The organism is Bacillus sp. AFS018417, from assembly GCF_002560985.1.
In the GTDB taxonomy this organism is placed as follows: Bacteria; Bacillota; Bacilli; order Bacillales; family Bacillaceae_G; genus Bacillus_A; species Bacillus_A rhizoplanae.
Genome location: NZ_NTTM01000053.1, coordinates 80333 through 101954, shown reverse-complemented (window position 1 = coordinate 101954; position 21622 = coordinate 80333). Strand labels below are relative to the sequence as shown.

At 36.6% G+C, this 21622-nt stretch carries 25 protein-coding genes; 8 read left to right on the top strand and 17 right to left on the bottom strand.

The window, feature by feature from the left end; all coding sequences use genetic code 11:
• Positions 1 to 149: 149 nt before the first annotated feature.
• Positions 150 to 587, bottom strand: a complete 438-nt coding sequence (locus CN326_RS19875; RefSeq protein WP_098310703.1) for a peptidylprolyl isomerase — start codon at positions 585 to 587, stop codon at positions 150 to 152.
• 89 nt (positions 588 to 676) lie between these two features.
• Complete coding sequence (locus CN326_RS19870; RefSeq protein ID WP_098310702.1) at positions 677 to 1075, bottom strand: NUDIX domain-containing protein; 399 nt, start codon at positions 1073 to 1075, stop codon at positions 677 to 679.
• A gap of 421 nt (positions 1076 to 1496) precedes the next feature.
• On the opposite strand from CN326_RS19870, the gene CN326_RS19865 reads away from it, so the two are divergent.
• Positions 1497 to 2363: a DUF1002 domain-containing protein gene (locus CN326_RS19865; protein ID WP_098310701.1), complete on the top strand. Its 867-nt coding sequence runs from the start codon at positions 1497 to 1499 to the stop codon at positions 2361 to 2363.
• Positions 2364 to 2390: 27 nt separating this feature from the next.
• On the opposite strand, the gene CN326_RS19860 is transcribed toward CN326_RS19865, so the two are convergent.
• From CN326_RS19860 to CN326_RS19805, 12 genes are all read right to left on the bottom strand, one after another.
• The gene (locus CN326_RS19860; protein WP_098310700.1) at positions 2391 to 3176 is read right to left on the bottom strand and encodes a Cof-type HAD-IIB family hydrolase; all 786 of its coding nucleotides are present in this window, start codon (positions 3174 to 3176) and stop codon (positions 2391 to 2393) included.
• Positions 3177 to 3287: 111 nt separating this feature from the next.
• Positions 3288 to 4757 carry a spore germination protein gene (locus CN326_RS19855; RefSeq protein WP_098310699.1) on the bottom strand — a complete coding sequence of 490 codons (1470 nt, stop codon included), beginning with the start codon at positions 4755 to 4757 and terminating at the stop codon, positions 3288 to 3290.
• The gene (gene spoVAEA / locus CN326_RS19850; protein WP_098310698.1) at positions 4735 to 5313 is read right to left on the bottom strand and encodes a stage V sporulation protein SpoVABEA; all 579 of its coding nucleotides are present in this window, start codon (positions 5311 to 5313) and stop codon (positions 4735 to 4737) included. Before spoVAEA ends, CN326_RS19855 begins: the two co-directional genes overlap by 23 nt.
• A 5-nt stretch (positions 5314 to 5318) precedes the next feature.
• Positions 5319 to 5669, bottom strand: a complete 351-nt coding sequence (gene spoVAE / locus CN326_RS19845; RefSeq protein ID WP_098310697.1) for a stage V sporulation protein AE — start codon at positions 5667 to 5669, stop codon at positions 5319 to 5321.
• A 3-nt stretch (positions 5670 to 5672) separates the two neighbouring features.
• Positions 5673 to 6686, bottom strand: coding sequence for a stage V sporulation protein AD (spoVAD, locus tag CN326_RS19840; protein ID WP_098310696.1), 1014 nt, complete (start codon positions 6684 to 6686; stop codon positions 5673 to 5675).
• Between the two features lie 104 nt (positions 6687 to 6790).
• Positions 6791 to 7252 (bottom strand): stage V sporulation protein AC, encoded by a 462-nt coding sequence (gene spoVAC / locus CN326_RS19835; RefSeq protein WP_098310695.1) that lies wholly within the window; start codon positions 7250 to 7252, stop codon positions 6791 to 6793.
• 11 nt (positions 7253 to 7263) lie between these two features.
• Positions 7264 to 7680 carry a stage V sporulation protein AB gene (locus CN326_RS19830; RefSeq protein WP_098310694.1) on the bottom strand — a complete coding sequence of 139 codons (417 nt, stop codon included), beginning with the start codon at positions 7678 to 7680 and terminating at the stop codon, positions 7264 to 7266.
• Positions 7673 to 8293 (bottom strand): stage V sporulation protein AA, encoded by a 621-nt coding sequence (locus CN326_RS19825; protein ID WP_098310693.1) that lies wholly within the window; start codon positions 8291 to 8293, stop codon positions 7673 to 7675. The genes CN326_RS19830 and CN326_RS19825 overlap by 8 nt, the downstream gene beginning before the upstream one ends.
• Before the next feature lie 92 nt (positions 8294 to 8385).
• Positions 8386 to 9150 (bottom strand): RNA polymerase sporulation sigma factor SigF, encoded by a 765-nt coding sequence (sigF, locus tag CN326_RS19820; protein ID WP_098310692.1) that lies wholly within the window; start codon positions 9148 to 9150, stop codon positions 8386 to 8388.
• Between the two features lie 12 nt (positions 9151 to 9162).
• Complete coding sequence (gene spoIIAB / locus CN326_RS19815; RefSeq protein WP_098310691.1) at positions 9163 to 9603, bottom strand: anti-sigma F factor; 441 nt, start codon at positions 9601 to 9603, stop codon at positions 9163 to 9165.
• A complete protein-coding gene (gene spoIIAA, locus CN326_RS19810) occupies positions 9604 to 9954 on the bottom strand; it encodes an anti-sigma F factor antagonist (RefSeq protein WP_098310690.1) in 351 nt (116 codons plus the stop codon).
• A 193-nt stretch (positions 9955 to 10147) separates the two neighbouring features.
• A complete protein-coding gene (locus CN326_RS19805) occupies positions 10148 to 11326 on the bottom strand; it encodes a D-alanyl-D-alanine carboxypeptidase family protein (protein WP_098310689.1) in 1179 nt (392 codons plus the stop codon).
• A 165-nt stretch (positions 11327 to 11491) separates the two neighbouring features.
• Here CN326_RS19805 and CN326_RS19800 point away from each other — a divergent pair, with 165 nt between their 5' ends.
• The 5 genes from CN326_RS19800 (at position 11492) to CN326_RS19780 (ending at position 17052) form a co-directional block, all read left to right on the top strand.
• Positions 11492 to 11911, top strand: coding sequence for a GntR family transcriptional regulator (locus CN326_RS19800; RefSeq protein ID WP_141525088.1), 420 nt, complete (start codon positions 11492 to 11494; stop codon positions 11909 to 11911).
• Positions 11877 to 12758, top strand: a complete 882-nt coding sequence (locus CN326_RS19795; protein WP_098310687.1) for an ABC transporter ATP-binding protein — start codon at positions 11877 to 11879, stop codon at positions 12756 to 12758. The genes CN326_RS19800 and CN326_RS19795 overlap by 35 nt, the downstream gene beginning before the upstream one ends.
• Entirely contained in the window at positions 12748 to 13833 is a 1086-nt protein-coding gene (locus tag CN326_RS19790; RefSeq protein WP_098310686.1) for an ABC transporter permease subunit, read from the top strand. The genes CN326_RS19795 and CN326_RS19790 overlap by 11 nt, the downstream gene beginning before the upstream one ends.
• Positions 13834 to 13883: 50 nt before the next feature.
• Entirely contained in the window at positions 13884 to 14951 is a 1068-nt protein-coding gene (locus tag CN326_RS19785; RefSeq protein ID WP_098310685.1) for an ABC transporter permease, read from the top strand.
• 325 nt (positions 14952 to 15276) lie between these two features.
• Positions 15277 to 17052 (top strand): adenine deaminase C-terminal domain-containing protein, encoded by a 1776-nt coding sequence (locus CN326_RS19780; RefSeq protein WP_098310684.1) that lies wholly within the window; start codon positions 15277 to 15279, stop codon positions 17050 to 17052.
• A gap of 183 nt (positions 17053 to 17235) precedes the next feature.
• On the opposite strand, the gene CN326_RS19775 is transcribed toward CN326_RS19780, so the two are convergent.
• Positions 17236 to 17781: a hypothetical protein gene (locus CN326_RS19775; RefSeq protein WP_098310683.1), complete on the bottom strand. Its 546-nt coding sequence runs from the start codon at positions 17779 to 17781 to the stop codon at positions 17236 to 17238.
• Between the two features lie 123 nt (positions 17782 to 17904).
• Positions 17905 to 18324, bottom strand: a complete 420-nt coding sequence (locus CN326_RS19770) for a MarR family winged helix-turn-helix transcriptional regulator (RefSeq protein ID WP_141525087.1) — start codon at positions 18322 to 18324, stop codon at positions 17905 to 17907.
• A 161-nt stretch (positions 18325 to 18485) separates the two neighbouring features.
• Between CN326_RS19770 and CN326_RS19765 the strand changes: the two genes are divergently transcribed.
• Together CN326_RS19765 and CN326_RS19760 are read left to right on the top strand one after the other, a co-directional pair.
• Positions 18486 to 19145 carry an SIMPL domain-containing protein gene (locus CN326_RS19765; protein WP_098310681.1) on the top strand — a complete coding sequence of 220 codons (660 nt, stop codon included), beginning with the start codon at positions 18486 to 18488 and terminating at the stop codon, positions 19143 to 19145.
• A gap of 134 nt (positions 19146 to 19279) precedes the next feature.
• Entirely contained in the window at positions 19280 to 20569 is a 1290-nt protein-coding gene (locus CN326_RS19760; protein WP_098310680.1) for an NCS2 family permease, read from the top strand.
• A 34-nt stretch (positions 20570 to 20603) separates the two neighbouring features.
• Here CN326_RS19760 and corA read toward each other — a convergent pair whose 3' ends face one another.
• Positions 20604 to 21566 (bottom strand): magnesium/cobalt transporter CorA, encoded by a 963-nt coding sequence (gene corA, locus CN326_RS19755; protein WP_141525086.1) that lies wholly within the window; start codon positions 21564 to 21566, stop codon positions 20604 to 20606.
• Between the last annotated feature and the right edge of the window lie 56 nt (positions 21567 to 21622).

Sequence of the window (21622 nt, the reverse complement as noted above, 5' to 3'; positions counted from 1 at the left end):
TTCTCAGAATCTTGAGGTGGATGTTTGCTGCCTGCAAATAATGGAATAAAAGATACGTAAATTCTCCTATATATATATCTTTTACTGCTCTTCACTTACAAATTCTTTTTTAAATAAAAAAAGAGAGCATTTTGCTCTCTTTTCACATTTTACTCTTCCCAAACCTTAACTTCTTTCATAACATCGCCTTGACGCATATTTAATACTGTCTCAATACCACTTGTTGCCTTACCGAATACAGTGTGAACACCGTCTAAATGCGGTTGTGGTTCATGTACAACAAAGAACTGGCTTCCTCCAGTATTTCTTCCTGCATGTGCCATAGAAAGTGCGCCTACACCGTGTTTATGAGGGTTGCCATCTGTTTCACAAGGAATGCTGTAGCCAGGACCGCCTGCTCCTGTTCCTGTTGGATCGCCACCTTGGCTTACAAAACCAGGAATTACTCTGTGGAAAGTAACCCCATTATAAAAACCTTCATTTGCTAGTTTTTTAAAGTTATCTACTGTTTTTGGTGCTTCTTCTGGGAAAAATTCTAATTCGATCTTTTCACCGTTTTCCATTAATATGTATCCTAAAGTTTTCATGTATAATAAGCTCCTTTCAACAATCTCAGCCTTATATTACCACAATCACTGTAATAAACAAAAATATTATTGCAAAAACCTTGTTAAATTTAGTATGTTACTTCCTCAAGCCAATGCACAGGTTCATTTTTATTCTGTTCAATAATTTTCATAACCCCTTCTGGATATATTGGCGTTGCTTTCAATTTACTAATTTCTTTCCACTTTAACATAATGTCAGAATGCTCTTTATGCCATCTTACTGCCTGCTCATCTTCTTTAACAGTACACCAATACAATAACGTACAATGATGATATTTTTGATTATCAGCCTCAAAAATATGTTCATTTACAGCTGCAAAATGCTCTGCTGTTACTTGTAAATCATATTCTTCCACAAACTCTCTTTCAATTGCCGCTGCAGCACTTTCTCCAAACTCAATCGACCCACCAGGCAAACGATAAAGTGAAACTTCCANNCATCCCCCACTGATGGTTAGTTGAACCATTCGGGCTCTTACGGGCAGTTATCTCCCACATCTTCTTTGCCTTCTCTGAATCTTGAGATGGGAGTCTTACTGCCCGTTAGTGCGGGATAAAACTCTTCGTTTGTATCACATTGAATCAATCTACTTATCCTATCACGATTAAAAATCAACGCTTCCGCCCTCAACAAAGGTCGCGCTCTATCTCTTCCTTCCAAATAAATAATATGTTAAAAATATACTTCTCTATTTCAACACCAATACCTTCTTAATAAAGCGAAACCTCTATCAGCAAGGGCTTACTGCACACGAATAGCGGGATAAAATCCGACAATCCTGCTATTTCTTCCAGAAATCATTCTGAAGACGGATGACAAATACAGAAAATATACTATAATTACTTTGTTGCCCGAAAATTTCAGAAAGAGAAAGGGAGCGATTTTTCGTGAAAACGAAACTATTAGCGCTGCTATTAGCTATGATGGTCTTTTTAATTCCAACAGCTTCATACGCAGACGTGATTGAGGGAGAGTCTATTGTTACATTAGGAGAAAATTTAACAGAGCAGCAAAAACAACAGCTTCTTGAAGAAATGAAAGCGCCAAAAGATGCGCAAATTATTACAGTATCAAATGCGGAAGAACATAAATATTTAGATGGAGTTGTACCAAACGCACAAATCGGCACAAAAGCAATTTCTTCTTCTATGATTACGTATACCAAAAAAGGATCTGGTCTTGTTGTACAAGCGCATAATATTAATTGGGTAACAGATGCAATGTATACAAACGCATTAATTACAGCAGGTGTAAAAGATGCGAATATATACATAACAGCACCATTTAAAGTGTCAGGAACTGCAGCTTTAACAGGTTTAATGAAGGCTTACGAAACAACATCGAAAAAAGAAATTCCAGAAGAAGTAAAAAAAGTTGCAAACGAAGAAATGGTTCAAACCGCAAAACTTGGTGACGAAATCGGGAATGATAAAGCTGTACAACTTGTTGCAAACGTTAAAGAAGAAATAGCAAAAGAGCAACCAAAAACAACAGAAGATTTACGTTCACTCATTAAAAAGGTTGCAGATCAACTTGGAATTACATTAACTGATGAACAACTCAATAATTTAGTAGCACTCTTTGACAAAATGAAAAACCTAAATATCGATTGGGATCAAGTTAGTAACCAATTAAATAAAGCGAAAGACCATGTTTCATCGTTTCTAAGTTCCGACGAAGGTCAGGGCTTTTTAGATAGTCTAAAAGGTGTATTCTCTAGCTTTATTGACTTTATTAAATCACTATTTAATTAAAAAAAGCTCGTCAATGACGAGCTTTTTTTATGCTAATAACGGGAGTTGCATAATTGCTTCTTCTACAGAACGAACAACATGACTCGCTTTTTCTTTCACATATGGATGAGCATGATGCAGTGTAAAAGAATGCGGCGTCACAGAAAACATTGAAATATCATTAAAGGAATCCCCGATACACGCTACTTCATGCGCTTCTACTTGTAAGTGTTCCATTAAAAGTTGCAGTGCACTTCCTTTACTAATTCCAACTGGCATAATATCCACATATCTCTTTCCCGAAATCACTACTTCTGCTTTGCCTTGAAACTTGTTTCGCAGCTCTTCATCTAACATTGTAATTTTTGCTTCTTCTCCATATACAAATAATTTTGCGGGATGAATAGTTTGTCCAAACTCTTCATCTAATGTCTCCACTTCTGCGATTTTCACTTGAATATATTCTTCAAACATACGATGATGCTCATTTTTCTTTTTCGTATATCGATGCTCCTTCGCACATACAATATCCGCCATCTCTTTTTCATGTATATATTTATATATTTCCCGGGCAATCTCACGATTAAAAGTCGATTCGTGGAGCATTTCCCCTTCTTTCGTTAATAAGACCGCACCATTTAACCCTGTTGTATAATAAGGGAAAGCGAATTGCTTCACAGCATCGTGAATACGATGAGTAAAACGGCCAGAAGCAAAACAAATATCCGTTCCTTTCTCTGCTAGCCAGCATAATGCTTTTTCATCATCTCGACGAATCCGGTTCACATTATAAACGAGTGTATCATCTAAATCGCTCACAAATAACTTAATCATGTAATCTCCCCTTCCATACAACATATGTACTTCTAGTGTACAAAAGAAATGTTATGTTTTTGTTAAAAACATATAAATTTATAATAAAAATGAGCAGAAGTTTCCTTTTGCTCATTTTTGTCGTTTTATATTTTGTGGATGAACTATACTTGGACGCACTTTCAAACTAGAAATAGACGGCCGAATCAAAACTTTCACCAATGCGCCCCAATCAAATGGAAGAAATGGCCAAAGGTACGGTGTTTGCAAACTTTTAATCGATGCTAAAAATAAAATTAACAATGTCATTCCAATAACAAATCCTGTATCCCGAAATATAGCTGTACATATGATGAGGAATAATTTAGCAATCTTATTCCCTAATCCTAATTCATAACTTGGTGTTGCAAATGATCCAATCATAGAAATGGCAGTATATAAAATAACTTCTGGTACAAATAAACCGACATCTATTGCCACTTGACCAATTAATACAGCTGAAATTAACCCGGCTGCTGATGACAGTGGTGTTGGTGTATGGATAGATGCTAGTCGCAAAAATTCCAATCCTACTTCCGCTAAAATAATTTGCAAGAAAATTGGTAAATTTGTCGTTTTATTCGGTCCAATAAACGCAAGTTTTTCTGGCAATAAAGTAGGATCAAGTACAAACGCAAGCCAAAGTGGTAATAAGAACAGTGAAAATAATATTCCGAGAAATCGAGTCCAACGTAAAAACGTTCCGACAGCAGGATTTTGACGAAACTCCTCAGCATGCTGTACATGATGAAAATATGTTGTTGGTGTAATAATTGCGCTAGGGGAAGTATCTGTCAATAGTAAAACATGTCCTTCTAGCAAATGATTCGCAGCGACGTCTGGTCTTTCTGTATATCGAATAAGCGGAAAAGGATTGTATCCTTGTTTGACAAGAAACTCCTCAATGGTTTTATCAGCCATCGTTATACCATCGATTTGAATATTTTCTAATTCTTGCTTTATTATTTTCACTAAGTCTGGATTCGCAATATCTTGTACATATGCGATACAAATATCCGTTTGTGACCGCTCGCCTACCCGTATCATCTCATGCCGCAAGCGAGGATCACGAATACGCCGCCGAATAAGACCTGTATTCACAATAATATTTTCAACAAATCCATCGCGGGCCCCTCTAACAACTTTCTCTGTATCCGGCTCTGTCGGAGTTCGTCCTGGATAACTACGAACATCTATTACAAATGCTTCTGTTTCTCCCTCAACAAAAATAACGATTAAACCTGATAAAACTTGAAATATTACATCTTCCATCGTCTTTATTTTACTTACTTGCTGATGAATAAGACGATTTTCTAACAACTTTAAGGTATCTTCATACCTTTGTATTTCATTTGTATCAACAACCTCCTCCAAAATATGTATAATATAGTTCGTATCGCACAAACCGTTCACAAACAGAACACCAATTTCTTTATCTAAAATACGAAATTTTCGAATCCCTACATCAAACGTGACACCAAGTCCAACTGTTTGTTTTAAATAATTTTCATTATCGCTTAAAAATGAAGAAATTGGTATACTAGTCTTTTGTTTGTTGGTCATAAAACCCACTCCTTTCTAAAATTACTTGAATTGCTTTTTTTGTAATAGGTGATCCACGCTTCCAGTCATCATTTCCGTACATTTTTCCAATATCTCCAATTCCAACAATAATGGGGACATGTAGTTCATCTAAACAGTAAACGGTATCACCGTTAATCCTTCCTATTTCAACATCCGCTAACCCAAACTTATCAACACCATATTCAGTTAACCGTCCTTCTCGATCGATGCTTACATCAACGCGGGCCCATTCCCAATGATGCGTATTAGAAGCGACAGCTAACACGCCAAGCACGTCAATTTGTTTATTCGTTGCTACATATTTTAGTGCTTTTTCTCCTGAACCTTCTCCAATATATCCACTATCATCAAACATAACAAAAACTGGGTCATGTGGTGTTTGCATGATAAGCTCAACAATCTTTCTCCCTGTTAATTTCGTTGGATTACTTTGTGATGCCGAAATACATCGTCCCCCAAACTCCTTTGTCAGTAACTCGATTGTTCGCTGTGCATATTCATCTCCGTCTGTCACCAAAATAACCCTTCTTCTCATCTTGTTTATCCTTTCGGTTTAAAAATAAGTGCTGCTAAAAATGCAAATAAAATTGCTGCTGAAATTCCAACAGATGTTAACTTAAACATACCCATTCCAATCCCAAGATAACCATGCTTTTCTGCAGCTTCCATCGCACCATGTAATAAAGAATGACCAAAACTTGTAATAGGAACAGTCGCTCCTGCTCCAGCAAACTGAATTAATTTATCATAAATTCCAAATCCATCTAAAATAGCGCCAGCTACTACGAAGATTGCCATAACATGTGCAGGTGTTAATTTTGTAAAATCTAACAGTAGTTGTCCAATAACACAGATTGCACCTCCAACTACAAACGCATATATAAATTCCACATATTACACCCCTTTTATTCTTTCAAATACGATACCGTGTGCAATCGTTGGAATCGTTTCTTTTTGTTGAATCATAATCGGATTTAACAAGGCACCTGTTGCTACAACAAAAATCCGTTGTAAATTCCCCTTTCTCATTTCTTTCATTAAATGTCCATATGTCACAACTGCAGAGCAGGCACAGCCACTTCCCCCTGCAAATACTTGCTGGTCGTCTCTATAAATCATTAAACCGCAATCATTATAGACATTACCTATGTCATAACCTTCATCTAACAAAAGTTGCCGCGTAATTGGTGTTCCGACCGCAGATAAATCACCCGTCACAATTAAGTCATAATCTGCAGCACTTCTTTTTAAATCTTCAAAATGCTGTTGAATTGTATGGGCTGCAGCAGGCGCCATAGCAGATCCCATATCAAACGGATCTGTTATGCCTAAATCTTGAACTTTTCCAATGGTTGCTGATGTTACTTTAATTGAACTTCTTTCACGACTAATTAAAGCTGTACCAGCTCCTGTAACAGTAAACGTCGCTGTAGTTGGTTTTTGTCCTCCGTACTCTGTTGGATAACGAAATTGCCTTTCAGCAGTGGCATTATGACTACTAACTGTTGCTAATACGCGATTTGCAAATCCACCATCAATAAATGCAGCGCCAACAGCTAGAGTCTCCATAGAAGTTGAACATGCTCCAAACATTCCTAGAAATGGAATCGACAGTTCTCTAGCAACATAATTTGCTGTAACCGTTTGATTTAATAAATCTCCAGCTAAAAAAAAATCGATATCAGATGCTTGCAGTTTTTCTTTTCGCAATACTTGTTGAATTGAATCTCTCATTAATCGTCTTTCTGCTAGCTCCCAATTCTCTTCTCCACAATGCAAATCATCATATGTAATATCAAAACTATCTCCAAGCGGTCCCTCCGCTTCTTCCGGCCCAACAGCCGTTCCTGTCGCATTCACATATACATCATTTTGAAATACCCACGTTTGTTTCCCAGTTAATCTCATCTGTCTTCTCCTTTACTTACAAAAAGTGAAACTTCCCTTAGTGATTTCCCATCTCACCTATCCTCTTCGTTTTCTCTGAATCTTAAGGTGAGAGATTACTGCCATTAGGGCGAGATAAACAGCTTCCATGTATACCGAATGAGACCTACAACATACGCTCCAACAACGCCAAATACAATTACACTTCCAGCAATCTTGAACATATTAGTGGCAATCCCAAGAACAATCCCTTCACTGCGGTGTTCCATTGCTGCACTCACCATTGAATTTGCAAATCCAGTAACCGGGATTGCTGATCCTGCCCCTGCAAATTGTCCAAGTTTATCATATACACCAATCCCCGTTGAAATGGCCGACAATAATATTAATGTTGTGATTGCTGGATTTCCCGCATTTTTCTCCGTAAAATCAAAATAGTGTATATACATCTTCATCAAAGCTTCACCTAATATACAAATAAGCCCTCCCACAACAAAAGCCTTGACGCAATTCATAACATAGTTAGGTTTTGATTGATACTTTTTCACGTTATTTGTATAATCATCTTTCAATTTTCGCGGTGTCATTTACATACCTCCTATTTCACAAAATAAATCCAATGAAATAAAGAACCTACCACCTTACCAAGAACAAGTGCGATAAGAAGAATAACAATTTTCCCATCAACCCCAACACGTTTTGCCAATATCGGAAGTACATTCAGCACTTCTGTTAAGGCAGCGGCAAGCATTCCAATAAATGTGCCACATAACAATCCAAGGAGCAAAAGCCAATACGGTGAAGCCACCAATGTGATATCGCGTAAACTGCACCATGCGCCGCTTAATGCACCGCTCACAACAGCCCATTCATAATATTGAACACGATGACCACTTTTTGTTAACTGAGCAAGCCTTGGAATCACACCTAATACAGTTAAAAATGCAACGTATCCTCCTCCAACAGCAATTCCACCAGCAAATCCAATAAAGATTACCCCGATATATTCAATCATTTGGGATTTTCTTTATCATTTCTTTATTTTCATTCATCATCACATATTGATCGAGAGATTGCTGGTATTGGAACATTTCAACTTCTAATGGGCTCGGTTCCTCATTAATGCGTTTTTGAAAAACATGATTAAAAAAAAGAATCATTCCAAGTCCAAGTCCTAACGAATATGGGATTTGAAATAAAAGTGGCTTTTTATTGTTTTCTCCTGTAATCATGTAATACAAGCGTTGATGTACTTGCTGCATACTAACGTCTTCATGAAAATAAATAATTGCAAGGGCAGCTCCCACAAATAGTAATAGCCAAACCATTCCAAAAAAAAATGGATTTACTCGTTTTTTCTCATATACGATTTCAACAATAGTTTGTGCTGAACCAAGCAAATTAATTTGTAAGCTGCTAGAATACTGTTGAATGCGCTGAATGACTTTCATCACATCAATTACCACATGCGTTTTATCTTTCTTTGTAATTTTGTATACAGCCTGTCGTTTTATTTCGTCTACAATGTCTGAATCTCCAACTACTTGTGCAACATCACCAACTTTAATCTCATAAGCAGGCGACACTTGCAGGCGACTTCTCATCTTTACATATATCGTTTGCTCCACTCCAATCACCTCTTAACTATTCCTCGTAGTTGTAGTATGGATATTGGAAAATTTTCTAATACAACTTTTTTTGAAATAAAAAAACGAATAGACTATTCGCCTATTCGGTCCTTCATTTGCTTTAATATTTTCTTTTCTAGCCGTGACACTTGTACTTGAGAAATTCCTAAGCGCTCCGCTACTTCCGATTGCGTTTGATCTTTATAATACCGTAAATACACAATCAGTCGTTCACGTTCATCTAATTCACGAATCGCTTCTTTTAAAGCAATCTTATCAAACCACTTCGTTTCAGAACGATCCGCAATTTGATCTAAAATGGTAATAGGATCACCATCATTTTCATACACCGTTTCATGTATGGATGATGGCGTACGGCTTGCTTCTTGCGCCATTACAACTTCTTCTGGCGTTAACTCTAGCGCCTCTGCTATTTCAGTAACTGTCGGTGCACGGCCATACTCTTTTGATAATTCATCTTTCATTTTGCGAATTTTATTTCCAGTTTCCTTTAAAGAACGACTTACTTTCACTGTCCCATCATCACGTAAGAAACGTTGAATTTCTCCAATAATCATTGGGACCGCATATGTTGAGAACTTTACATCAAAAGATAAATCAAATTTGTCGACAGATTTTAGCAAACCAATACAACCAATTTGAAACAAGTCTTCCGGCTCATAACCACGATTTAAAAAACGTTGTACAACCGACCAAACAAGTCTCATATTATTTTGTATAATTAAATCTCTCGCTCCTTGATCACCATCTTGACTTCTTTGAATTAATTCTTTTAACTCGTGATCCTTTAACTGCCCTTTTCCTTTTCCTTTTTCACTTCTGACCTCTATGTCCATAGGCAATTCTCCTTAATTGCATAGAGCGTTACTTTTTGATAGATACTTCGTCAAATGGATCGTTGTCCCGAAAGATTCATTAGAAATAACCTCTACTTCGTCCATAAAATTTTCCATAATGGTAAATCCCATTCCGGAACGCTCTAATTCGGGTTTTGTTGTAAAAAGGGGTTGCCTTGCTTCATCTAAATCTAGAATTCCAATCCCTTCATCACGAATCGTTAACTTTACCATGTCATCTTCCAAAATAACCGTAATATACACAATGCCATCTGCATGCCCTTCATACCCATGAATAATAGCATTTGTTACCGCCTCAGACACAACTGTTTTCACTTCAGTTAACTCTTCCATCGTTGGATCGAGCTGTGCAATAAAAGCCGCAACCGTAACCCGAGCAAACGATTCATTTTGACTTAATGCTGAAAATTGAAGGTTCATTTCATTTCTCATCTACGCCACCCCCAATGTCGCGAGCGCATGCGCTTCATTTTCTTCTAAACGAATAATTTTAAATAGCCCTGACATCTCAAACAAGCGCTTTACAGCAGGAGAAATTGCACATACAACCATTTCTCCGCCTAAGCTTTTGACATGTTTATATCTTCCTAACACAACACCAAGACCAGAGCTATCCATAAATGCTAATTGCTCTAAGTTTAAAATAATATGATGAACATGATGCGTCTCAATCATATCAGTGACTTTCGCTCGCAACTCTTCGGCAGCATGATGATCCAGTTCGCCTGCTAAACGAACACATAAGACGTCACGCTTTACTTCTAAATGAATGGAAAGACTCACCCTATTTCCTCCTTACATTCAAAATTCGCGTATACACGCAAAACATATAAGAAGTTTTTCTCTAAAATAAATGTAGAATCCTTCCACCTGACAAAAGAAGTACTATTTCGTCATAAAATGAACCTTCTAGCAACATCTCTTACCATTGAAATAACAACAAACTCAACAAAAGAAAGCGGCAACAAAATTGCCGCTATTTCGATGTCGAAAACATCCCAAAACTTCGTTTAAATAACTCCCACCAGCTTGCTGCTGCGACATCCTCTTTCGCAACAATTGTCTGTTTGAGTAATACTTGATTATCTTTTTTTATGACAAGTGTACCTAAAGCATCTCCTTTTTTAATTGGAGCTTTCACTTTTTCCTCAGCCACTACTTCTTTTTTGATATTTTTCATCGTTTCTCCCTTTTTCATTAGTAGAGAAACATTGTCAGACGCAACTAAGTCGACTGTTTCTTTTTTCCCTTTTCCTACTTTTACCGTCTGAATTTTTTCGCCTCTTGTATACATTTTTTTCGTCATATATTGACTAAATGCATAATCAAGAAGCTTCGTTACTTCCGCATTCCGTTCTTTTGATGTTGGAGATCCCATGACAACAGAAATAACGCGCATGCCATTTCGTTCTGCAGATGCTGTTAAACAATATTTTGCCTCTGTTGTAAAGCCTGTTTTCACGCCATCAACACCTGGATAGAAACGAACAAGCTTATTTGTATTTACAAGCCAAAATTTCTTATCCGTATCTTCTCGTAAATAATCTTCATATTTACCTGTATATTTACGAATTAACGGATATTTCATTAATTCCTTTGCCATAACTGCCATATCATATGCTGTTGAATAATGGTTCTTGGCTGGAAGGCCTGTTGGATTTTGAAAATGAGTATTTTTAAGTCCTAAATCTTTTGCTTTTCTATTCATCATGTCTACAAATCCTTCTTCTGACCCAGCAATGTGTTCAGCAACTGCAACTGATGCATCATTTCCAGATGCAATTGCAATGCCTTTTAACATTTCATTGACTGTCATTTCTTCACCAGGCTCCAGGAAAATTTGTGATCCGCCCATAGAAGCTGCATGTTCACTCGTTCTCACTTTATCTTTCAGTGTTAGCTTTCCTTTTTCAATTTGCTCCATAATGAGTAGCATGGTCATAATTTTTGTCATACTAGCAGGTGGCAACTTTTCATTTGGATTTTTTTCAAATAAAACTTTTCCCGTATCCTGTTCAATAACAATCGCTGACGATGCTTGTTCCGCTAGCTTTGGTTTTGTTTCTGCTTCTTTTTTCTCAGACTGCGCAAAACCAATTGGAACAGCGGAAAGCAATAACATGAAACAAACCAGTATTCCAATCAATCGCTTCATGACTAACCCTCCATTCTATATCACACCTATCTTTTCCAGATGAAGGGTTTTTATACCATCTTTTTCTAAAAATAGCATTGACAAACAAAAGTATGCTATATATTGTATTAAGTGTATTACGTTTAATAGTACACTTAAAAATTCATCAGGAAGGAGGCATTGCTCTTGCACATTCAACTTGATCCAAGAAGCAACACTCCGATATGGGAACAAATTGTTCACAACGTAAAGGAACTAGTTTTAAAAGCAATGCTCGCACCAAATGATAAACTCCCTTCTGTTCGGGAACTTGCCTCTTCACTCGTGATAAATCCAAATACAGTGAGTAAAGCGTATCAAGAGTTAGAACGACAAGGAATTATTGAAACGCTGCGCGGCAAAGGAACATTTGTATGCCAATCGATTACTCCAACACAAGATGAAAGGAAAATTGCTATGGTGGAAAAACAATTTCATCAATTATTACTAGAAGCTTCATATCTCGGTATTTCAAAAGAAAAAATTCATGATTGGATTGATTCATACTATAAAGAATTAGGGGGAAATACTCATGCTGAAGGTGACAAACGTAAAGAAAACAATTGATAATCAAATAATATTAGAAGATATTTCATTTACTTTAAAAAAAGGAAGCATCGTCGGATTACTTGGGAGAAACGGAGCTGGAAAAACAACACTATTGCGAACACTTGTTGGAATATTAAATCCAGATGAAGGAACTGTTACATATAACGAAATAGACGTGCACAAACATCCTGAAGTGAAACAAACGGTTGTATATGTCCCAGACTCTACAAACGTATTAAGCGGATATACAGTAAAAGAAATCGTAAAATTTTATAAGGCAGTTTATCATAATTTCAATGAAGACTATTTTTATAAACTACTAGAGCGCTTTAACTTACCAGAGAAACGTATTCGCAGCTACTCTCGTGGAATGAAAGCTTTGCTAGCAATGATTTTAGCTTTTTCTACTGGAGTAGAATATATAATTTTAGATGAGCCGACAAATGGACTTGATCCTATCGTAAAAAGACAGATTCTTCAGTTTTTAATCGAAGAAGTGGCAGAGCGAGAAATTACCATTCTCATTTCTACACATCACCTAGATGAAGTCGAAAAAATCGCAGACACAGTCATCATTTTAAAAGATCATACAATTGCATCTATCACAGCTTTAGAAGATACAAAATCACGCTATGCAAAAATTCAAGTAGCTTACGAACGCTCACTACCACAAAAGCTAGTGAATTTATGTAATGTGAAAGTATTAAACCAAACAGGAAAAGTATATACCGTCTTAATCGAAGGCAACGTAGCAGCTACGTTAGAAAAATTTCATAAAGAGCAGCCGCTCTTATTAGAAGAATTACCAATGTCACTTGAGGATGTATTTGTTACGGCTTTTGAGGAGGGATCACATGTTTCATAAAGCGTTATGGATGCGAACGTATAAACAAGGGAAATATATTGTTCTATTGTTTTGGTTAAGTAGTTTATATTTGTTACCTTATGAATATTATAGTGCTGCTCAATCAGAGCTTAGCCGGTCTAAAATGAAATTTGATGATTATGTTTATTATTATTCCTATTCTTTTAATACATTTGACACCATCTTCTTACAAGGTATCATTCTCATTGCACTTGCTTGCGTCTTGATTGGATGGGAACGAAATAATCAATCAACTGATTTTCTTTTCTCTATGCCTTTTAAAAGAAAAGATATCTTTTTAACAAAATGGTTATTTGGCGTGTTGAACATTATTACAGTAAATATCATTTGTTGGATAAGTATGTATGGAATAAAGAACGTATCGTTTCACGATCAGTATCAAATATTTACTCCATTCCACACTTACTTTTTATACGCTATGATTGTACTCATTGCAACCTATACATTCACTTTATTTATCGGTACCATTACCGGAAATATTTTCTCACAAAGTAGCTTAACTGCAATTCTATTATTTCTACCATACGGTTTAGTATTGTTAATATCCGGATTTGTATATACTCATACGAGAGATTCAGTAGAAGCATTAGGAGAAATAGAGCGTAAAACTCATGAATACTTACAACATGTAAGTATCGTTGCACCGTTAGAGTCTTTCAACATTCATTTTAATTACCATCCTATCGCGAAGTTCGATGAGCACGGAAATGAAATTTCCACATTGCCGCAAGACGATCCAAAGGAAACGACATCTGTTCCATCTGCGTGGAAATTACTGACGCCATTTGCTTATATCATTATCTTTTTACCAATCGCAACTTTTCTTTACACACGTGCTCCAAACGAACAAAACGGAAAAATACTATTGTTTCCACAGTTACAGAAATGGTTTGTTGGTTGTACTGTTCTTTGTTTTGCTTTATTTGGGGGTAGATTACTCGGAGGAAGAGATGCATTCCTTTCTTATTACGTCGGTTTTTTCATAGCCAGCATTGTCAGCTACTTCGTTTTTACATATCTACTTAAATGGAAATTTTCTTTCGGTGGAAAGTAACGATACCATTTTAATCAAAAAGAATATACGTATAAATTGAGGTGAATTACATGTTTCATAAACCGTTATGGATGCAAAACTGGAAGCAAGGTAAATATGTCATTATGTTATTTTGGCTAAGTACGTTGTATCTCTTACCATATGAATATTATACAAATGCACAGCACGAAGCTAAGTACTTGCACGACACTACGGATACTTATTATTCATATCATTTGAGCGGAGACAGTCCTACATTTTTTCCTGCTCTACTATTAATTGGATTGGCTACTATATTAATAGGATGGGAACGTCATAATCAATCGATCGATTTTCTTTGGTCTATGCCATTTAAACGCTCCCACCTGTTTTTATCAAAATGGTTATTCGGTACGGTTCATATCGTAAGTGCACTTAGCGTAAGTTGGTTTCTTATGTATATCGTCTACAAAACTACGATACATGCTCAGTATCAATCATTTACGTTGTTTCACCTATACTTCGTGTATACGATTGTTACATTGATTGCAGTGTACACATTAGCTCTCTTTATCGGAACGATTACAGGAAATATTGTCCCGCAGAGTGCGCTAAGTTATATTATAGTGGTTTTCCCCCTCTATATTTTTCAGCTTGCGTTTCCTTTCTTTGCATTGCATGTTGATTTATCACAACAAAAATATAATAATGCTTATAATAAAAGTTCACTGTATACAGAAAACACAAGTATTATAGCTCCCCTTGCTCATCTCACTATTAGCTACGACTATGATCCACATAGAGAAGCTATAAAAAATGAAGACGGAACTATACATGCAGGACCTACTTATCACCATATTCCGTCTGCTTGGACACTACTAAGTCCTGCAATTTATATGATTATTTGTCTTCCATTAGGAACCTACTTATATGCACGTTCACCAAATGAACACAATGGAAAAATACTGCTATACCAAAAACTGCATGTCTATTTCTTAACATGCACTTCTATTTGTTTCGGACTTCTTGGCAGTGAAATTTTCACTGATGGCAGTAAATCTATCCCGCTTCACTATATGTATTTTATAGGATTTGGTATTCTGACATATTTCATTTTACAGCGAATGTTAAAGCATAAACTTTCTTTATATGCAAAATAGCCTCCTAGTCAGGAGGCTATTTTCAACGTGTCGAAAAACAATCTTATCACTATACACTTGCCTTTCTCCCCTCCTCTTTACAATTGAAAGAGGAGTTTTCATATGTACTATGTAGAACAGAACCTGAAAAAGTGAGTCACACTTCGTTTGCTGCGCGGTTCTAGCATAGATTTAACCTACAAAAAAAACAGAAGAAGGAAAGATAGTCTACAATGTGATCCCCCTTTATAGTAAAATACAAAAGGTATAAACTGAATTTTTAGATATTTTAACGTGAACTGAAATAATTCTGAGCGTGGAAAAAGCAGATAAGGGGGAGACTTACATGAGATCCATTGAAAAGGATACATTGTGGAAACTTATAGAAGTATCTAGGGGTAAGCATCCAGCAACAGTTTGGATTACAGGAGGAATTGTGCTTAATGTATACACAGGAGAGTTGGAAAGAAAAGATATCGTTTTGTATGAAGATCGTATTGCTTATGTAGGAATGCAGAAACCGCAAATTGATGAGAAAACGCAAATTATAGATGCGTCCAGTTTTACATTAGTTCCAGGATACATCGAACCTCATGCACATCCGTATCAGTATTATAATCTTACATCATTTGGAGAATTCGCTTTAAGCTTAGGTACAACGACTTTAGTGAATGATAATCTAATATTTTATTTAAATACAGATCAGAAAGATTTTGAATATTTAATGGACTACAGTAGCCATTTGCCTGTTAAAAATTATTGGTGGGCAAGGATGGATCCACAAAGCAACCACCCGGATATGTTAGCAAAATTCACGACTGAGCGCTTGGTCAGTTTACTTGGTCATAAGCGGGTTATACAAGCTGGCGAATTAACTGCTTGGCCTGCTGCCTTAGCTGGTGATGAAACAATACTTGAAGGAATAGCAGAAGCACGGAGGCTGGGCAAAAGAATTGAGGGGCATAACCCAGGAGCTTCCAGTGAAACCTTAAATGCTTTGGCAGCACTCGGTGTTACGGCTTGTCATGAAGCTATCACTGGAGAGGAAGTAATCAGAAGGCTTCGTTTAGGTATGTATGCAGCTTTGCGTCACTCCTCTATACGTCCTGATTTGCCGGGCCTAATCAAAGATTTACAAGAGCTCAACTTTGATTTTTCTTCCGCTTCAAGGCTTATGTTAACAACAGATGGCTCTATGCCTCCGTTTCTTCAACATGGATTGATGGACTATCTTATTAAGATTTCTCTCGATAATGGTGTTCCTTTCCATGCCGCTTATCGGATGGCCACTTTGAATCCCGCAACATATTATGGATTGGATCAAGAAATCGGTGGAATCGCTCCGGGACGAGTCGCAGATATTCTATTTCTCGAGGATATAAGCAAACCTTCCCCTGTCAAGGTTATAGCAAACGGACAGCTGGTTGTGACAAACGGGCAGCTCTTGAAGCCGTTTCCTGCATGTGATTGGCGACAATTGCAATTTGAACCCATGCACATAGAATGGCGCGTTCAGCCGGAATGGCTGGATATGACCGCTGAACATCCGGAAGTCCCTGTAATAGAAATGCTTAATGCGGTTATTACAAAATCCATTCCAGAAGCATTGCCGCTAAAACAAGGCATTATTGAGTTAGAAGCTAGAGAAGGATATTGTTATGTCAGTCTTATTGATCAAAAGGGAAAATGGGTTACTAACAGTATATTAAAAGGATTTGCCAATCACCTAGATGCTGTAGCGACAACCTACACAGCATCTCAAGATATCGTTGTTATAGGGCAAAACAAAGAGATCATGGTGAAAGCTGTAAACCAACTGCTCGATCAAGGGGGCGGTACCATATTAATGGAAGGCGAGGAAACCTTATTCAATTTGGAATTGCCACTTGGAGGGAAAATGAGCAAGTTGCCTATGCATGAACTGATTGTAAAAACGACGGGGCTTGTGCAACTTCTGAAGGAGAGAGGACATCAACATATCGATCCATTATATACAATGTTCTTTTTAACATCGACCCATCTACCGGCTGTACGCTTAACAGCTGAAGGAGTATATTCTATTAAAGAGAATGCGGTTGTGTCTTCGGTTAAGAAAATAAAGGGTGACTATTTTGTAAGATAAAGTGAAACTTCCATCAGTTGGGGGTTTTTCATCCCCTACTGATGGTTAGTTAAACCAATCTGGCTTTTACGGGCAGTTATTCCCCATCTATCTTCTTCGCTTCTCTCTCAATCTTAAAGTGGGGGTCTTACTGCCCGCAAATAGCGAGATAAACAACGTGAAAATAGCCTCCTAGTCAGGAGGCTATTTTGCATTCTTTCGTCTTTCGCTATATGCCTTCTCTTCGTCTGTCCCAAATCCATCATCGTTTGTCACGATTTGATCTGTCGGTGCGACAACACTTTCAGCAATTTTCCAGTCCCCATACTCTTGTACAAATACTTGTAAAAAGTAATTTATTCCATTTAGTTGGTATGGATTTTCTTTTTTCACGTCATACTGCACAGCTAAATAGTACACTTGTACATTTTCTTCCCCAAATTTTGACACATACTGAGAAACCCGCGGAATATAAACAGAAGCTTTAGCCAGTGAAATTTGTTTTACTTTTACGAGGGAAGAATGTTTTATATTATGTAAAGTATCTTGATGATGAATGCTATCACTATGATGAAACAAAACAGAAGTTTGCATCGAGCGCATCCATAATTGTGAGTATAAAACAGGCTTATGATTTGAGATATATTCTAGTTCTTTTTGTACAATTTGATTTGGAGACGCTGCACTTATCTCTATACTGTAACATAGTAAACATATACCGATAATTCCAAAAGAAACAATACGTTTCATAGTCTGCCTCCTATTCCATATAGGTAAAGTATAGGAATGTAGGTCTGTTTTTATGCAGCGCATCCGTTCTGTAGTATGATGAAGCCATAAAAAATAGAAAAGCAAAAATTGCTTTTCTATTTTTTATAGAACTCTGCCAAAGAGCTCTAGTACCATTTCAATTTCTTGATCGCTCCAGTCCTGGAACTTCTCTCTATAATATTCTTTTCGAACATTTTCAAGCTTTTCGGCAACATCTTTCCCGGTATCCGTAATTTCTAAATAAACAATGCGCCTGTCTGAATCAGAGCGCTTTCTCGTTACAAGCCCCTTACGAACAAGACGATCTGTAACCGCTGTAATATGACTCGATGTAACATTCACTTCACTTGCAATTTGCGATGCCATTTGCGGACTTTTCCAATATAATGCACGCAGTACAGAAAACTCATTCCATGGCATATGTTCAGAAAAGAGTTCATTAATATCATTTTGTAATAAACGAATCATTTTCCGAAAGGAGATAGATAAGTCTAAAATAAGTGCTTCTCGTTTTTCGTTCACTGTTCTCGACCCTTTTTTATAATATTTACACATATTATAATGCATGAATACCTTAATTGTATATATTTTCTTTCTACTTAGATTTCCCACTATATTTCTAAATTTAAGGAAAAAGTGGACTCACTTCTTTCATATAAATAGAGAAAGGAAGGTGAACAGTTATGCAAATTGGAATGCCCCCATATTTACATGAGTTACGTAATGGTAAAGAAGCAACTGTTACTGTACAAGGTGAAGGTGTCGTAAAAGCAAAACCTGATGTTGTCGTGTTAACAATTGGTGTTCGTACTGAAGGTACAAATGTAAAGCAAGCACAAGAAGAAAATGCTGCTCTTTCTGCTAAATTACTTGATTCTTTGAAACAACTTGGAATTACAGAGCAAAATATCAAAACGCTTTCCTACACCATTACACCACAATATGAATACGTGAACGAAAAGGCTGTGTTACGCGGTTATCAAGTTGAGCATTTATATGAAATTATTGTGTTGAATGTACAAAAAGCAGGGGAAGTATATGAAGCAGCTGTAGCAAACGGGGCAAATGTCGCCAAAGGACTTGTATTTCGCGTTTCAGAGCCTAATGCTTATTACAAACAAGCATTAGTACTCGCTGTGCAAAATGCCCAAGAAAAAGCAAGGACGATTGCTAGTACATATAATCTAAATGTAAATCCCATTCCCATTTCTGTCGTTGAAGAGTCCTCTCATATGCCGCGGGAATTTGTTGCTTATTCCGCTGTCCATAGCGGTGCTCCTCCTATTCAATCAGGAGAATTGGAAATCATTTCGACTGTCCGTGCTATTTTCACCTATATTTAATTGTACATCTAGTAAAAAAGAAAACGTTCTCATTTTTTTATTGTAAAAACTCTTTGTTTTGTTATAATAATAGACGGTGAGTCCTATATAGGGATATCACGGGTGGGAGAGGGATATGAAAAAGAAGGTTTAACATGAAAGGAATCCTTGAAAAAACATTTAAATTAGACCTACATCACACATCACCAAAACAAGAAGTACTTGCTGGTGTAACATCATTTTTCACGATTGTTTATATTATGATTGTGAATGCATCTATTTTATCAGATGCTGGTATTCCTCTTGAAGCAGGAATTTTAGCAACTGTATTCAGTTCATTTGTCGGATGTCTATTGATGGCATTTTGGGCAAATGCACCAGTAATCCTTGTACCAGGTATGGGGGTAAATGCGTTTTTCACGTACACAGCTGTGCATACGCTTGGTTTAACTTGGCAAGAAGCATTAGCAGCTGTCTTTATCGCTGGTATTATTTTTACAATTGCCGCGTTTACACCTATTGCTCGTACACTTTCCAGTGCAATTCCACAGTCGTTAAAAGAAGCGATTACTGTCGGTATCGGGCTATTTTTAGCATTTATCGGCTTACAAAAAGGTGGTCTTGTCGTTGCGAATTCAAACACTGCTGTTGCATTAGGAAAATTAAGTAGTCCAGTTGTTCTAGCTACACTGCTTACGCTTATTGTTGCATTAGTTTTGTTTATTCGTAATGTACGTGGAAACTTTTTATGGACCATTGCAATTGGAACCGGAATTTCCTGGTTATTTGGTATTGTTGATACAAGTCAAGTTGGCAATAGTTCATTTTCATTTGCTAACTATGGTGATGTTTTTGGTGCAATGTCGTTTGGGAAACTGACTTCTTTACCATTTTTAATTGCAACGTTCTCATTGAGTATGGTACTCATTTTTGAAAACATGGGACTTTTGCACGGTTTATTAGAAGATCAGCGTAAATTCCCTCGCGCTTATCAAGCAAATGCAATTTCAGCGATAACATGTGGTCTATTTGGCACAAGTCCAACTGTTTCTACAATAGAAAGTGCTGCTGGTATTACAGCGGGTGGTAAGACAGGTCTGACGTCTATCGTCACTGGTGGTTTATTCTTTGCCTCATTGTTTGCTTTGCCGTTTGTAAAGTTAATTCCAGATAGTGCAATCGCTCCAATCTTAATTATTATTGGCGGTTTAATGATTACAAACATTCAACAAATTCCTCTGAACGATTTTTCAGAAGGATTTCCAGCGTTTTTAATTATCGTTATGATTCCGCTCACATATAGCATCGCTGATGGTATTGCTTTTGGATTCATTGCATATCCAATCTTAAAAGTAGCACTCGGTAAGCATAAAGAAGTTGCAAAACCTCTTTATATTATCACATGTCTCTTCTTACTCATGTTTGTGTTACCTGTCATTGGCTAAATAAAAAACGCCGGGAATTCCCGGCGTTTTTTTATTATTTAAACCAGCCCTTCTTATAAAACCATACCATCATGCCACCACCAATAAGAGCCATTATGGCTAAACAAATATAATAACCATACTCCCACTTTAACTCTGGCATATTGTCAAAGTTCATTCCATATACACCAACAATAAATGTTAATGGCATAAAAATGGTTGAAAAAACCGTTAATGTTTTCATAATATTATTCATATGATGAGAGTTTAGGGAAAAGTAACTATCCCGAATATCAGCTGTTAGCTCTCGGCTTGTTTCAATCATCTCAGACAGCTTTAACAAGTGATCATAAATATCTTTAAAATAAATTTCATGATCATTCACTCCATGAAAACGCGTTGAATTTAAAATACGATACAATAAATCGCGCATCGGTACAATTGTTCTTCGTAATTTTGATAAATCATTACGAATATCAAATACCTCTTCTAATACAGTACTTGTTGTATCTCCTGTTAAATTATCATCAATTGCATTTAAATGATCTTCAATATAATATACTGGAGCAAAATAATCATCGACAATTTGATCAATAATTGTATGCGTCACATGAAGAGTGCTTCTCTTTATACGTTGTCTTTCCCCAAGTTTATTCCATGCTCGTTCAATCGCCTTATTGTGCGAAAAGTGAAAGGATACAACAAAATGATCACTAACGAACAAATCAATTTCATGCGGCTCTAATCCATCTTCACTAAAAGCATGAAGAACTAAAAAGTGATACCCTTCATAAAAGTCAACCTTTGGCCTCTGTACATATTCTAAACAATCTTCAATCGCAAGGGGATGGAATTTGAAATAGTCTTGTAAAATATATGTATACTCTTCTTTCGTCGGTTTACATAAATCTAGCCAAAACCACACAATATCTTCTCGCTTTGTTTCTTCTAATGACAAATCATATAATACTTCATTTTCTTTTGTTACTGCACAAATTCTTATCATATTTTCACCCATTATTATTATATGCAAAAAAAGCCAAGGAGCAAACTCCTTAGCTTTTTTATCTCACA